12 protein-coding genes are annotated in these 13,972 nt (G+C 43.2%); 7 read left to right on the top strand and 5 right to left on the bottom strand.

Going from position 1 to position 13,972, the window contains the following annotated elements:
- Nucleotides 1-197 precede the first annotated feature (197 nt).
- Together MIC7126_RS0119085 and sbcC are read right to left on the bottom strand one after the other, a co-directional pair.
- Nucleotides 198-1,028, bottom strand: coding sequence for a squalene/phytoene synthase family protein (locus MIC7126_RS0119085; RefSeq protein WP_017654771.1), 831 nt, complete (start codon nt 1,026-1,028; stop codon nt 198-200).
- Nucleotides 1,029-1,510: 482 nt separating this feature from the next.
- Nucleotides 1,511-4,537 (bottom strand): exonuclease subunit SbcC, encoded by a 3,027-nt coding sequence (sbcC, locus tag MIC7126_RS0119080; protein WP_017654770.1) that lies wholly within the window; start codon nt 4,535-4,537, stop codon nt 1,511-1,513.
- 128 nt (nt 4,538-4,665) lie between these two features.
- Between sbcC and MIC7126_RS32290 the strand changes: the two genes are divergently transcribed.
- From MIC7126_RS32290 to MIC7126_RS0119065, 3 genes are all read left to right on the top strand, one after another.
- Nucleotides 4,666-4,800 (top strand): hypothetical protein, encoded by a 135-nt coding sequence (locus MIC7126_RS32290; protein ID WP_274517493.1) that lies wholly within the window; start codon nt 4,666-4,668, stop codon nt 4,798-4,800.
- Between the two features lie 380 nt (nt 4,801-5,180).
- Entirely contained in the window at nt 5,181-5,894 is a 714-nt protein-coding gene (locus MIC7126_RS0119070) for a hypothetical protein (RefSeq protein ID WP_017654769.1), read from the top strand.
- A 191-nt stretch (nt 5,895-6,085) separates the two neighbouring features.
- Nucleotides 6,086-7,330, top strand: a complete 1,245-nt coding sequence (locus tag MIC7126_RS0119065) for an S-layer homology domain-containing protein (RefSeq protein WP_017654768.1) — start codon at nt 6,086-6,088, stop codon at nt 7,328-7,330.
- Here the strand turns inward: MIC7126_RS0119065 and MIC7126_RS0119060 are convergent, their stop codons facing one another.
- Nucleotides 7,331-8,665, bottom strand: a complete 1,335-nt coding sequence (locus MIC7126_RS0119060; protein WP_017654767.1) for a GAF domain-containing sensor histidine kinase — start codon at nt 8,663-8,665, stop codon at nt 7,331-7,333.
- Between the two features lie 281 nt (nt 8,666-8,946).
- Here MIC7126_RS0119060 and MIC7126_RS0119055 point away from each other — a divergent pair, with 281 nt between their 5' ends.
- Nucleotides 8,947-9,264, top strand: coding sequence for a DUF3155 domain-containing protein (locus tag MIC7126_RS0119055; RefSeq protein WP_015129573.1), 318 nt, complete (start codon nt 8,947-8,949; stop codon nt 9,262-9,264).
- A gap of 576 nt (nt 9,265-9,840) precedes the next feature.
- Here the strand turns inward: MIC7126_RS0119055 and MIC7126_RS0119045 are convergent.
- Together MIC7126_RS0119045 and MIC7126_RS0119040 are read right to left on the bottom strand one after the other, a co-directional pair.
- Nucleotides 9,841-10,371: a cofactor assembly of complex C subunit B gene (locus tag MIC7126_RS0119045; protein WP_017654765.1), complete on the bottom strand. Its 531-nt coding sequence runs from the start codon at nt 10,369-10,371 to the stop codon at nt 9,841-9,843.
- 42 nt (nt 10,372-10,413) lie between these two features.
- Nucleotides 10,414-10,761 (bottom strand): PadR family transcriptional regulator, encoded by a 348-nt coding sequence (locus MIC7126_RS0119040; protein WP_017654764.1) that lies wholly within the window; start codon nt 10,759-10,761, stop codon nt 10,414-10,416.
- Between the two features lie 603 nt (nt 10,762-11,364).
- Between MIC7126_RS0119040 and MIC7126_RS0119035 the strand changes: the two genes are divergently transcribed.
- From MIC7126_RS0119035 to serS, 3 genes are all read left to right on the top strand, one after another.
- Nucleotides 11,365-11,943 (top strand): DUF3611 family protein, encoded by a 579-nt coding sequence (locus MIC7126_RS0119035; protein ID WP_017654763.1) that lies wholly within the window; start codon nt 11,365-11,367, stop codon nt 11,941-11,943.
- A gap of 290 nt (nt 11,944-12,233) precedes the next feature.
- Nucleotides 12,234-12,443, top strand: coding sequence for a hypothetical protein (locus MIC7126_RS0119030; protein ID WP_017654762.1), 210 nt, complete (start codon nt 12,234-12,236; stop codon nt 12,441-12,443).
- 186 nt (nt 12,444-12,629) lie between these two features.
- On the top strand, nt 12,630-13,910 hold the full coding sequence (gene serS / locus MIC7126_RS0119025) for a serine--tRNA ligase (RefSeq protein WP_026100374.1): 1,281 nt from the start codon (nt 12,630-12,632) through the stop codon (nt 13,908-13,910).
- Nucleotides 13,911-13,972: the final 62 nt, after the last annotated feature.

Here is a 13,972-nt window from a genome sequence, read left to right as displayed (position 1 = left end):
TAATCTCTCTCTTTTGGAAATAGGGAATGGGGTTAGGAGTTAGGGAAAGAAATAAGAAAAGCTGTTGGGAAAAACTTTTTCCTTTCAGACTTCATACTTCATCCTTCAGCTTGAGGGGCTAGGGAAAGAAGTGAGAAAAGCTGTTGGGAAAAACTTTTTCCTTTCAGACTTCATACTTTAGACTTCAGCATTCTCGCCTAACTAGCTTTCATGCTTGCACCAATCAGCTGTTGGATCAGTGCTAAGACATCACGACGGCTGAGTTTTTCTTTACCATTCGCTAAAGCATCCAGGGTGCCATGTGCTAAAGTTAACGGTATTTGACAAAAATCCAAAGCCGGGCCTGTAGGTAAGGAATTGGTGTAGACATCGGCCAGGGCTAGGTTACGGCGGGCATATTCATGCATATGAGCAGCCGTCCAACCCTCTGGAAAAAAGTCTACTCCTCGCTTCAAGTCTTCAGTATGATTACGGAGGATGTTCACAGCTTGTAAGCCTCGACCAAACCCAATCGCTTGAGTACGGTTAGACGGGGTGCCATCATACCAAGCCCATAAATCTGATAGCAACAGCCCCACCGCACCAGCCACCCCGAACGTATAGCGATCTAAGTCTGATTCTGTCTCGACTTTCCAGTTTTTTTCTGCCCAATCAGCCATCCGATCTGCCATTGCTGCGGTGGCGTCCCAAATCCGGGGGGCGATCGCTTCTGGCGCTAAGATTGACCATTCCCTAATTCCCACAGTCACTTCTGCTAAAGTATTCTCGTATCCCTTAAACCCCAAGGAGAAAGCATCAACCGCAAAGCCATCAACCCCTGTTTGTAATGTCCAGCTAATCGTTCGTAACAGCTTGGCTTTGGTGAGGTTATCCAATTCTGGATGATCCTCGACTTCATCGATGGCTCGCATACACAAGTATGCTGATGCAACTGCTTCTTGTAATCCTGGCGGTAAAATACTAATGGGAATATAAAAAGTTCTACTAGTATCTTTCAGGATTTGCAGTGCATCCCTACGTAAATCCATGTTGCCACTCCTCTCTTGATTTTCACACCACATGAAGTTTGCAGTCTTTTGATGATAGATGTAATTTTTACTAAACCTGAAAAACTGTAGATGCGCTAGTCTTCCCTCAAACAATTAATGGTTTTAGGTATCACAATTAACAAAAATCTCACATTGATCAATGTTTAGTCTAGTACATTAGGGTTTGGGAACAAAAATGCATCTTGTATAGCTTGGATATAGTTATGATAATCTTTTGAGGTAAATATAAACGATTATGCTAAAATTCATCTAGTTATCTGTAAATACTTCCACGAATCTGCGGCTAATTACTCAGCTTGTTACTTCTACATTCTCAGTTAAGCTGACTAAAAAAAATCGTCGATAATGTGCCCCTGACAACAACTGAGGAGCACTTACAAAAATTGTATTGGCAAGCATAGATATTAATTAACCCTAAAGATTTTTTTATCTCTTAATTGAGCAACACGTCCCCACAACTCTTAAATTAACAAGCGTATCTGGGAGCCTTGCTGGCTTTTATTCACTTCAATGCGAGCTTGAAAGGCTTCTTTGAGATGGGGCATGTGGGTAACTGTGAGTATACAGGCAAAATCGGCGGAGATGGCATTAATGGCCGCAATTAAGCGATCGCATCCTTCCGCGTCTTGTGTACCAAAGCCTTCATCCACAATTAGCAGTTGCAAAGCCGCTCCCGCTCGCTGCGCTAACAATTTCGCCAAAGCTAAACGAATCGCAAAGTTAATTCTAAAGGCTTCCCCACCAGAATAAGTTTCATAAGCTCGCGTTCCTTTGGCGTCGGCAATTAAAATATCCAAGGTATCGATTAATTTCACATTCTTCTTAGTTGACTTGCTATTGCGTCCAGCCTTTTGTGTAATAAATTGCACATGCAACTGATTAGCACTGAGCCGCGATAAAAGTTGATTTGTCTCGGCTTCCAATTGCGGTAAGACATTTTCAATCATCAAAGCTTGGATGCCTTTTTTACCAAAAGCCACGACCAATTCCTGATACACTCGATATTCCTGCTTACAGGATTGCAGTAGTTGTTGCTGTTGCTCATACTGAATTTGCAGGGTTTCCAACTGGTGAGCTAACTCGTCCAAGCGTCCCAACTTGGCTATCTTTTCATCAAGTTCCCGTCTGCGGATTTGCAACTGTTGCTCTAAAGCTTGAATCTGACTAGTTGGGTTTGCTGTGGCTTCTAGCTGTTGAACAAAATCTTCAATTTGAACAGTTAGCGTTTGTCTTTGAGCTAGTCTGCTATTTTTAGAGGCTTCCAATTCTTGCCATCTCGCCTGAAGTTGGGGATATTGTTGTTGAGATGAGAGCAGCTGCTGATAGCGTAACTCCCAAGATTGAGTTTGTCGGATCGCTATTCGCGCTTGATTGTGCTGCTCTGCATTGTAGCCAATTTCCGTAATATAACGGTCTAGGTCAGTAATTTTTATAGCTAAATCAGAATCAGTTTGTTCCTGCTCAATTCTGACTTCTAATTGGTCTATGTGGCTTTGTAGTTCTGGTTTGCGGGCTGCAAGTTGGCCTTGGCGCTTGGTAGCATCTTTAATTTGTTGGAGTTTAATTTCTGCCCACCGCCAGCGCTCGACCTCGCTCCGAGCTAGGGCATGGTTTTGCTCATCATAATTTAATTGTTGCAGATATTGGTCTAATTGTTGCAGTTCGGCTTGCTTTTCTGGGGCGTAACTGCCTGCGTGGAGCGATCGCTCTAAATGTTCTTTCTCCGCTGCAATTAATTCTAACTGTTCTTCCACATCGCTGGTGGCTTGTAACTGAGCAGCCAGCTGTCCCCGCTGTTCCCTTAAAGCATCATAAGCGGCTAATTGTTGGGAAATTTCCCGATATTCTTGCCTCAATACCTGAATTTCTCTGTCTGACACAGCCATCTGTTCTCGGACTACCCAAAATTGTCCTTGAGTATCTTGCAACTCGGTTTCGGTTTTGTCTACTACCCGATCCCAATGGTGCTCATCTAAAGGACGCTCACACAAAGGACAAAGAGCATTGGGAGTCTGGAGCATTTGCAATTTCTGCTCTAATTCTCCGATGAGTTTTTCATAATCTCGTTGATGAGCTTGCAAGCGTTCAATAAAATGACGCCTTTCCTGTCCTTTTTCTTGGACACGCTGTAGATAAACCCGCTTTTTTTCCAACTCTTCAATCTGCACTCCCACATCCATCACCGCTTGTTGCAGTTGGGGTTGGCGCCCCTGCTGGCGTTGTAGTTGGTTTTCTGTCGCTTGGAGTTGTTCGATACGCGCTACCAAACCAGCATGAGTGCGGTCAAGTTGGCTTTGTAAACTGAGCCGTTGTTTCAACAAGGGAGTGACGCGCATTTGCAATTCATCCAGATGCGCCACATGCTGACGTGCTGCGGCTAATTGCGCCAAAGCTGCTTCTACTTCCCCTGATTTGGTCAGAGTTTGCTGAATTTCTCGCTCTTGTTGTAGCAAAGCTTCCAATTGAGCTTGGGCTTGTTGCAGTTGGCGTTCCAGTTCTTGAATTTGTTTAGTTAATTGTTGCTGCTGTTGTTGGCGAGACTGTTGAGCACGGGTGTATTCTGCAAACTTGGCTGTTAAAGCTTCTTCTTGAGATTGCAGACTTTGGTGTTGAATGTAGCCGGCTTTGATTTGTGCTTCTTGCTGTAAGATACCCGCTAAATCTGCTAACTGACTTTTTACGGCTGACTGTTCTTGTTGCAGGCGATCGCAGTCTTGATTCAAATTATGATATTGTTGCCTCACAAAACCTAGCTGTTGTTCCCAATTTTGCCGCTGGTGCTGCACCACCTGCAAACTTTGTAACTGGATATTCTCAAAAGCCTGGACTTGTTGCAATTGGTTCAGTTCACTGGCTAAATCTGATCTTTGGGTTTGTGTGACTTCTCGTTGTTGTAGTTGAGTTTTCATCCCCTCCAAAGACCGTTCTAATTCTTCTGCTCTAGCTTTCAACTGATTTGCAGATTCCTTAGCTCTTTGCTCCAGTTCATCATACTGATTGAGTTTCAACAATTCTGCTAAAATTTCTTTCCGTTCAGCCGGGCGCTTGAGCATAAATTCATCGGCACGCCCTTGACGCAAGTAAGCTGAATTAATAAAAGTATCATAATCAAGCTTGATATGCTCTAAAATCACATCCTGCGTCGCCCTTACCCCTTTACCCGTTAGTGGACGAAACCCAGAAGGTGTTTCAATTTGAAATTCTAAAACGCCGGTTCCACCACGAATTCGGGTGCGAATTACTCGATATTTTTGCTGATTATTTTCAAAGGTGAAATCGACTCGAACTTCCTTCGAGCCAGAATGGATCACATCATCTTCAGTCGCGGCGCGGCTTTCACCCCAAATTGCCCAAGTGATTGCTTCCAAGAGGGAAGATTTACCTGCACCATTAGAACCACAAATACAAGCCGTGTGCAAACCGCTGAAATCTAAAGATGCATCACGGTAACTGAGGAAGTTTTTGAGGATAAGTTGTACTGGGATCATTGAGGCTATAGCGCCACATCTATTTTTAATTATTAACAGTACAGATGCACTTTTTGTTAGTTTAACTAGGTAGAATTCAGGTTTCTAGTATTTCCATCCGCAAATTTACAAAATTTAACATTATCTTGATGAAGTTTTTCATCATTGAGCAAGTATTTTTACTACTCTCAGAGAAAAATAACACATCCCGGACAATTTCCTTTGATGCCTTTGGCGGGAGACTTACCATGCAACCTTTCCACCATGATGTGGATGATATCTGATTTTTTTAGAGCGACATCACAATAGTATGAGATATTTTAATTGCCAAATTCTTAACTGTGGAAATATTCGCACATTCTCACCACTTAGAGAAGTTTTATTTTGCCAATCTCTAATTTTTAACTATTGAATAGACATACTGCGGAATGAATCTAGAAACGCTAAATTTGGCATCTCCACAAAAGTTATAGGTAGAGCATTCTTAATTTCTGAATCTGTCTAATAAATAAACATCAGTATCAGGAACAATCGTCACTACGTACCGTCGATAAAACTCCTTAACTTTCGGAATATGACTATAGATAGGTTTAAAAATAGCCAGAAACAATCTCAGTGAATCCGCGTCATCAACTACATCACAGATATCAACGGAAATCTTCTTATGGCTCCCCTTCATCGCTGGAAACCTGGAACCGCTGCACTCATGACAATGGCGATTACCGCAGGTGCTATTACCCCCCTCTTTACCTTCTCCCCGGTAAATGCTCAATTCAATAACAATGGACAATATAATCTGAGGCAATCTCGCACAGTTACTATTCCCGCTAACCGGAATGTGAGTTTTCCTCTTACCTACGAAAAAGATAAAATTGTCGTAACTCCAGGGGAAACTGTACCCATAACATTGAAAATAGCCAGCGACATTATTGATAGCAATAGAAACGTGTTGATTCCCGCAGGAACTGAAGTAGTTGGGAGATTAGAACCAGTCAGTTTAAGCGGTAGTTTCCGCACAGATACCAACAACCAAAGACAAGGCGTGAGGTTTGCAGCTCAAGAGTTAGTTTTTGCTTCTGGGCGACGTCAACAAATCAACGCCACTTCTCGAACATATAGCCAAACAGAAAGAATATCCAAGGGAACTAACACCAGCAGTATATTAACAGACGCAGCTATTGGTGCAGGCGCAGCTACTGCCATTTCCCTGCTCACAGGTAATAAAAAAATTGAAATTTTAGAACCTATTGGCGGCGCGGCGGCGGGTGCTTTAGCTAGCGTATTGCTGCGGAAAAATGAAGCTGACGTCTTCGTGGTCAGACCAGAGCGAGATTTAGCAATTTCACTCAACTCTAGCTTAGTATTAAATCCCTTCTAAGCTAAATTTAATTGCCATTGTAATTTTCATAATTCCTGATAGCGATCGCTCACAATATCAAAAGTGGCGATCGCTTATTTTTATCCCGAAAGTTTAGTATTTTCAAAACCAAAAAACCGGGAACTATGCAATTAAAAAAATGTCTAATCAACTAACAGAAAAAAATACATTTAAAGGAGTCTTTAAATTAAATGTTTAACTTAAATCGTTGGCAATCTGGAACAGCTGCACTGATGGCAATCAGCGTCACCATCGGTGCTGTCGCCCCCTTCACCACCGCAGCACCATCTTTTGCTCAAACTACTTTTTCTGATGTCCAATCTAACTATTGGGCGGCACAATTTATTCAAGAATTATCACAGCGGGGTGTCATCGCCGGATTTCCTGATGGTAGCTTCCGTCCCGAAGAAGCAGTGACGCGGGCCCAATTTGCTGCTATGGTCAACAAAGCTTTTCAAAAAGCACCACAACGACAAGCGATCGCTTTTACCGACGTACCCCGCAACTACTGGGCATCTAGCGCCATTCAACAAGCCTATACCATCGGTTTCCTCTCAGGATATCCCGGCAACCGTTTTGAGCCTAACCAAGCCATTCCACGCCAGCAAGTATTAGTTTCCCTCGCCAACGGTCTAGAATACAGCGTCAGCGGCAACACAGACAGCACTCTACAATACTTCAACGACACCTCCAGCATTGCAGATTACGCCCGTAACCCCATCGCCGCCGCTACACAAAAACAAATAGTTGTCAACTATCCCAACGTTAAGTTTCTCAACCCCACAGCCACCGCCACCCGCGCCCAAGTAGCAGCGTTCATTTACCAAGCCTTGGTTAGTTCTAATCAAGCCAGCGCCATCAACTCACCATACATCGTCGCCGCCGCACAACCAAGCAATCCAGTCCCCGTATCCGTCACCATTCCCCAGGGAACTGCTATCCCTGTGAAGTACGACAAAGCCGAGAAGATTTTGGTAACAAAAGAAGAAACCGCACCTTTGACACTGACAGTATCCCAAAGCGTCGTCACCCAAGCAGGAGCAGTAGTCATTCCCGCTGGTAGTCAGGTAGTTGGTCAACTCAAACCCGCCCAAGGTGGTTCACAATTTGTCGCCCAAAAACTAGTTTTGACCACAGGTCAAGAGTATCAAATTAATGCCGCTTCTGAAGTAATTACCAAAACCCAAACAGTTAACAAAGGCACCAGTACCGGGGCAATTATTCAGAATACCGTTTTAGGTGCAGGCGCCGCCGCCGCTGTATCTGCGGTCACAGGCGATCGCGCGATCGCCACGGAAGAAGTCCTGGGTGGTGCGGGTATCGGTGCCTTAATTGGTCTATTCTTTGGCAAAAATAGCGTTGACCTGATCGCCATTGACCCAGATACTGACCTACAAATGACCGTCAACCAAAACTTATTGGTTTCCCTAAGATAACTAAATCCTAACTTCCGGCAACCAAATAATAAAGGTAGTTCCTGGCGCTTGGGGAGAAGTGATAGTTGAGTTAATTGCTGGGCTAAAAATCTCAATTTCTCCCTGCATTTGCTCAATTAATTGTTTAGCGATCGCTAACCCCAAACCTGTACCAGGAATTTCTGTTTGAGCTTGTACACCTCGATAATGCCGTTCTCCCAAATGCGCTAAATCTTCTGGTGGAATTCCCGGCCCGGTATCACTAATAGCAATTCCTTGAAAGTTAGCTTTCTCTTGTCCTACCTGAATCAAAATCTTGCCACCAGGAGGAGTGTATTTCAAGGCATTATCAATAATATTATTTAACACTTCTTGTAATGCTTTAATATTGGCACGGACTAGTGGTAAATTGCGAGGAATTTTAGCTTTTAGTTGTAAATTCCGCTCTTGAGCAATCGCCCTCGCCGACACTAATAACGGTGCTAACAAATCTGCTAAAGCACAATCAGTTTCTTTGTCTCCTGTCCCCGGCAATAATAAAGCAGGTTTGGCTTCTTTTTGGACAGTGGCTTCTACAAATACATCATTTTCTGGCAATGATAATGTGGCTAAATCTGCCTCTGTCAAGTCAATAACTTGATCAAATTGTAATAACAATTCTTGCAGGCGATCGCTTTCTCGCACAATATTAGCGGCGACATCGCGGTTGGGATCTCCAGTCCTGAGGCGCTTTAAAAGTAACTTACCAAAAGTCCGCAATGCTGTGAGCGGGTTACGAAACTGATGCAAGAGATTATCTAGCAAATCTCGTTGCTGTTCTTGGAGAATTTGTTGTTGATGTAGCTGCTGTTGCAACCAGGCGCGACGCTGATCTAAAATACAGGCGATCGCCAAGGTTTGAGCTATCTGTTGAATTTGACTTTGTTCGTGCTCATCCCATGCCCGGTCTTCCCTACCTGTCATCAGTAACCCCATCATCACACCCTCATGAATCAGGGGTAAAACAATTTGGTTCCCACGCAGTAAATACTCCTCTGGTGTGTGAGTTTCCTGTGTAGCAGTCGGAGACTCAGACCCGCCAGCAGTCAACAATTTCTGCTGATGCTGAGGTAACACCAAAATTCCCTTCATATCAATTTTTCCTGGTGCTATCCCCTCCCCAGACCCCTCTTTTGGCTTCAACACCGCTGTTTCCGGATAGACCACCACAGGAATTAGTTTCGTGTCTCCTGTTGGCGCCTCTGCCAATTCTTGTGTTAAGTACACAACACTTAACGATGCTCCTAGACCTTGGGTGAGCAACGCTATTTGCTCTCGGCATAGAGCAATAAAATCAGAACTGGCAGATATTAACATTTTTCAGATATTGCTCAATATTACATAATTTGAGGGAAGATAAAGAAGGGACATAATTTTCCCTGGCTCTTGCAATCTAGCTTACCTAAATCTTAAGAGCAATGGTCTGCACCTGGGAATTATATCCCTAACCACTTGAGTTTTTTCTGCGTTTTAAAAATATTATTTTTCTGGGAATAAAGGATTAAAAACCCTTGATTTTTTGAACCAGAACTTATATAATTACGACGGATTTTGTAGCTATAACTACAATCTACAGCTTGAAAGAGGAGGAAAATAGGTTGGCAAGGAGACGGAAGCGCAAAAGTCGTCGTCGCCAGGAAGGACGGCGCATTCTGGAGCATGTTCCTCAATATAGCATCGAGAGTGGCGAAGAAAAACCTGTAACCGCAGCTAGAAAATTCATTCAAGCCGAAGGCATCGCCCCACCCGCATTGCTACTCGTAAAGCGTAACGAACACACCACAGATCGTTATTTCTGGGCAGAAAAAGGACTGTTTGGTGCTCAATACGTAGAAGAAAACCATTTCTTGTTTCCCAGTCTTAGAACCTTAGAAGCGCCTGCGGGTCAGGAAGCTTTAGTTTTGGCTGGTCGGTGAATCATAGAAGGTGATCTGACGCAGTGATGTAGCCTCTGACAATAATTAACTGGCAAAAGTAATCAGTTTATGCAAAAAATTTAGATTTTTTTTAGTTTTTAGCTGATTTGCCAGTGAACCTAGTCCAGGTAATGGAAAAATCGACTCACATCAAAACATGCTTGCTGGCGTGGATTGATTTAGAGTTTGATCATGCAGAGGGGAGAGAGGATAGAGCGAGAAGTGTCCAAAAGCAAAAGTGAAGTTGCACGCTTATCCCGCTGATAGTTAGGGACGCTTGCTCACAAAGATATAATTTTTTCCTGACGACTTTTGTCTAGGAGAAAAGTAGCATCGCATGAATTATCTTTCCCACTCCCCAAAGCTAATCCCGGAAAGTTTGCTCAGAAGCCTACATTGTCTGCTGTGAGATTACCAAATGAAGGATGAAGTGTGAGGCGCAAAATCACCCCATTCTTTTACGAGTGGGGTGTAAACACAAAAGATTTTCGTTTTTTCGCCCATCAGGGGTGAGGTGTGTAGCGATTTCTTTTCATCCTCCACACTTCAAACTTCTTTAGTTAAAAAATTTCCTACTTATTCGCTAATTTTTAACTGTAATGCCCTCTCTAACTCCATGAGTTCGTCACGATGGGCTATTACTGTAATTTTACTTGAGGAGTTGTGCTGGTCTGGGTTCTTTTCCAGCTTCAGAGCCACTTTCTCGATTCTTCCGGCTTTTTTCCAATAAAAAAGACCACTTAGAGGAGCTAGTAATACTATTCCTAAAGAAAAAGCTCCAAAACTAGGAAAAAGCAGCGACACAACTAAAGATAGACAAGCTAAACCAACTGCTGCTAGTAATGTTAGAAAAGCCGCTAAAAACCAGCTTGGTTTCACAAAACCTTCAAAAATAACTTGATTTTTTTCAGGGTCTACCGCTGCCACTCGGTAAGACCGCGTGCGAAAATACTCCTGTAATTGAGGCATTAAAGAAGCTTCGTCTAGCTCAGAAACCAGTTGCGCTTTTTCTGTGCGGTCTTTGGTCGAAGCACGAATAAAGAAAAACAGTCCCACTGATAACAACAAAGTTAGCAGCAACGTCGATGGCAGAACAGCATTATCCATAACTAATTGACAGGAGGAGACTTATTCATTATTAATTATTATTTAATTTGTCCTCTGATTAATGTACTCTTGCCATAATCGAGCTAAATCCTGGGCTGGAACTTGCCATTCTGGAGAAACTTGATACATCCGCCGAGGACGTCCCCGTCCTTCGAGTCTTTTCCAATATCCAGTGATTGCTCTTTGGTCTTCGAGAAATTTAATGGCACTATACAGCACAGTATCCGAAAGCCGATAGGTGGGATATTCGCTCTCCAACTGCTGGATTAACTCGGTTCCGTAGGATTCACCTTGTAGTAAAACGTACAGAATGTAACAAACTGCTAGTTCCTGACAGAGGTAAGTTGGCGGAGGATTCTCAAAAAATTGATATATATCCTCAAGTTTCATGGTTGGTGAGTGACTAAAAAGATGCTTTAGGTGGGGATTTACAAATTCTGGTAGACAGTATATATCGCTACTCAAAAAAGAGCAGGTATATATCGCTACTTTAGGTAAAATTGCCGAAGCGTAAACATCAAAACATGGACTCACGCTGTTAAAAACGCGAGACGGCTGTGTGAGTTTAAGGGGCGCAAGTTATTACGTCCCTAGCCAAGCTCAAGACGGTGTGGTGTGGTGAGGAGCGATCAGACAGAGGCAGAACCACTATCTGGGTGTCAAGTGATGCCGAGCTGGTTAAAACTGCTTAAGCATAAAATGCCATCGAAGAAATTTTACAGGTAAAACGTGATTTTGTCTGTATAACTTAATAAACACTTTGTTTTACCGTGATTGTCAGTTTGCGGGCTGGAAAATAGGGTTGAGGGAATAGGAGCTAGGATTTGGGGAAGATATTTGTCTAACTTCAGAAGTTGCTTTTCCCAGCTTTGATGAATATGAGCACACTTAAATCTATATAAAGTACTGAGCTTCTAGACTTGAGATTGTCTTATTCTATCTGGTAAGTGTGATACTAACTTATATCTTGCACCTAGCACATGGGTGATTAATATGTCACAAGACCGCGAGGCCCCCTCTTCTCCTGCTAATCTTCGGGCTATTGGCCAAACATTTCGCCTGATAGGTTGGATCAGTTTTTGGATTCAGTTAGTACTGGGTGTTGTGTCCGGCGTGATTTTGCTATTGTATGCTATCTCCAGCCAAAGACCAGGAAGCCCAGGAAATAATCCAGGAGCGGGTTTCGGGATTTTTCTAGCAATTTGTGGGCTGATTGCTTTGGGTGTGGGGATTTATATAGCTTTTCGTTATGCCAGACTGGGAAACCAACTGCTGTCTGCCAATATCAATAATCGTCCCCGCAAAAGTGAGACAGTGCAAGTATTACGCTTGGGAGTATTAGTAGACCTAGTAGGAATATTATTAACTCTTTTCGGCGCGCAGGCGATCGTCGGTACTCTAGCAGCCAGAGCCATTACCCAAACACAATTCTTCTTCTCTCCACAGGGAAATCAGCCATTTATCAGCGGTTTGGATATGTTTGTGGTGCAGGCAAACATTAACACAATCATGGCTCACTTCGCCGGCTTACTTGCTTCCCTGTGGCTACTTAATCGCATTAATCGGCCTTAGATGACTAAGTTGAAAATAGGGAATAGGGAGTAGGGAAGAGGGGATAGGGAAGAGGTATTTTCATTGTTCCTTATGAGCGGCGCTCATCGAGTCTCTTGACAAAAAGCCAATGACGAGATACTCATTCTAAGTCATCTGGAGAATTAGTCCAAAAGGCTGATGGTGATTTTCCGGAAGCCTCAAAATAGCTTGTGAAGTCTAATACCAGTTAACAGCATTGACATACTGCTACGTAGTGATGCTAAAACTGTCTAATAGGCTTATTTAAACTTGTTTTGAGGCGTTTTTTTATGAAAGAGCAAAATATGGATATGTGGAAGTTTGGTATACAAGTTGTCTTCAGTACCATGATGATTGCACTGTGTGGTTTTTTGATCATTAGTGACCATAAGGATGATGCAAAAAATCAAGCAGTGTACTGGAGTGCTTTATCAGGGGTACTAGCTTACTGGCTACCGTCACCTGCTAGTCCTCAAGAGTCTAAAAAATCAGATAAGTAAATCATCCGTCGCAAGAATCACAAGGCTGGTGATGAGCAAATCACATCTCAATCTAGAAAAAGTAAAAATCATCTTCCCTAGGCCCTAGCGATATCGCTAGGGCAAAATTTTTGTATTGTCAATTGCGGCGATCGCAAGTCAAAATCAGTATATGCTGATGTTTTGGCGAAACCGCAAGAAAAATCTGTGCTGGATATTAAGCAAATACGGGAAAATCCCCAATTAATCCAAGAAAGTTTGAACAGTCGTAGTGGTAAATACGACATTGAACCGATATTACACTTAGATCGGCAACAACGGGAGCTAGAGGCGACACGCAGTCAACTCCAAGCCCGGAGCAACGAAATTGGTAAACTTGTCGGGCAAAAAATCAAATCAGGGACGGATGCTCAATCAACAGAGATTCAAACTCTGCGGAATGAAGGGAATTCTATCAAAGCCCAATTAAGTGAACTGGAACCACAAGAAAAAAACCTCAAGGCGGAAATTGAGCAATTAGTGTTGGCGTTACCAAATTTGCCCAGCGACTCCACACCGATTGGTAAGAGTGAAGATGATAATGTAGAGGTGCGCCGTTGGGGTGATGAATACATACCCCAGAATTCGCAAATCCTTCCTCACTGGGAAATTGGCGAAAAGCTGGGTATTCTCAATGTTGAGCGAGCGGTGAAAGTGGCTCAAAGCCGCTTCGTTACTTTGATGGGTGCTGGTGCGGCGCTGGAAAGAGCATTAATTCAATTTATGTTGACGCTGCAAACTCAAGCTGGGTATGTAGAAGTTAGTCCGCCGATGTTGGTGAATACTGATTCACTGACAGCGACCGGACAGTTACCTAAGTTTGCAGAAGAAAGCTTTAAATGTGCTGATGACGATTTATGGTTAATTCCTACCGCAGAGGTGCCATTAACTAACCTCTACCGTGGGGAAATTCTGGCGGCTGAAGATTTACCTATCTACCACTGTGCTTATACTCCTTGTTTTCGCCGCGAGGCTGGTAGCTATGGGCGGGATATGCGGGGATTAATTCGTTTGCATCAATTCAACAAGGTGGAATTGGTGAAATTGGTTCATCCTAGTAGTTCTTTTGCAGAATTAGAAAAATTGGTAGGGAATGCGGAAGCAATTTTACAAGCATTAAAGTTGCCATACCGAGTGATCAATTTATGCACTGGGGATATGGGATTTTCTGCTGCTAAAACCTATGATTTAGAGGTGTGGTTGCCTTCTTCTGGCAAATATCGAGAAATTTCTAGCTGTTCTAATACTGTAGACTTCCAAGCGCGACGGGGAGATATTCGCTTTAAAGAAGCGGGGAAAAAAGGTACTCAGTTTGTGCATACCTTGAATGGTTCTGGTTTAGCGGTGGGACGGACAATGGCGGCGATTTTGGAAAATTACCAACAACCAGATGGGACGGTGTTGATACCACAAGCACTGCAACCGTTTTTAGGACGTGAGGTTTTGTAATTGCGGGAGTCTGGTTGATGAGGGAGAATTCCCCATGTCGGATGCCCAATTAGAATAGGGAT

Origin of the sequence: Fortiea contorta PCC 7126, from assembly GCF_000332295.1 — a bacterium.
Classification (GTDB): Bacteria; Cyanobacteriota; Cyanobacteriia; order Cyanobacteriales; family Nostocaceae; genus Fortiea; species Fortiea contorta.
Note: the sequence above shows the minus strand (reverse complement) of the source record. Positions and strands in the feature narration are given on the sequence as shown.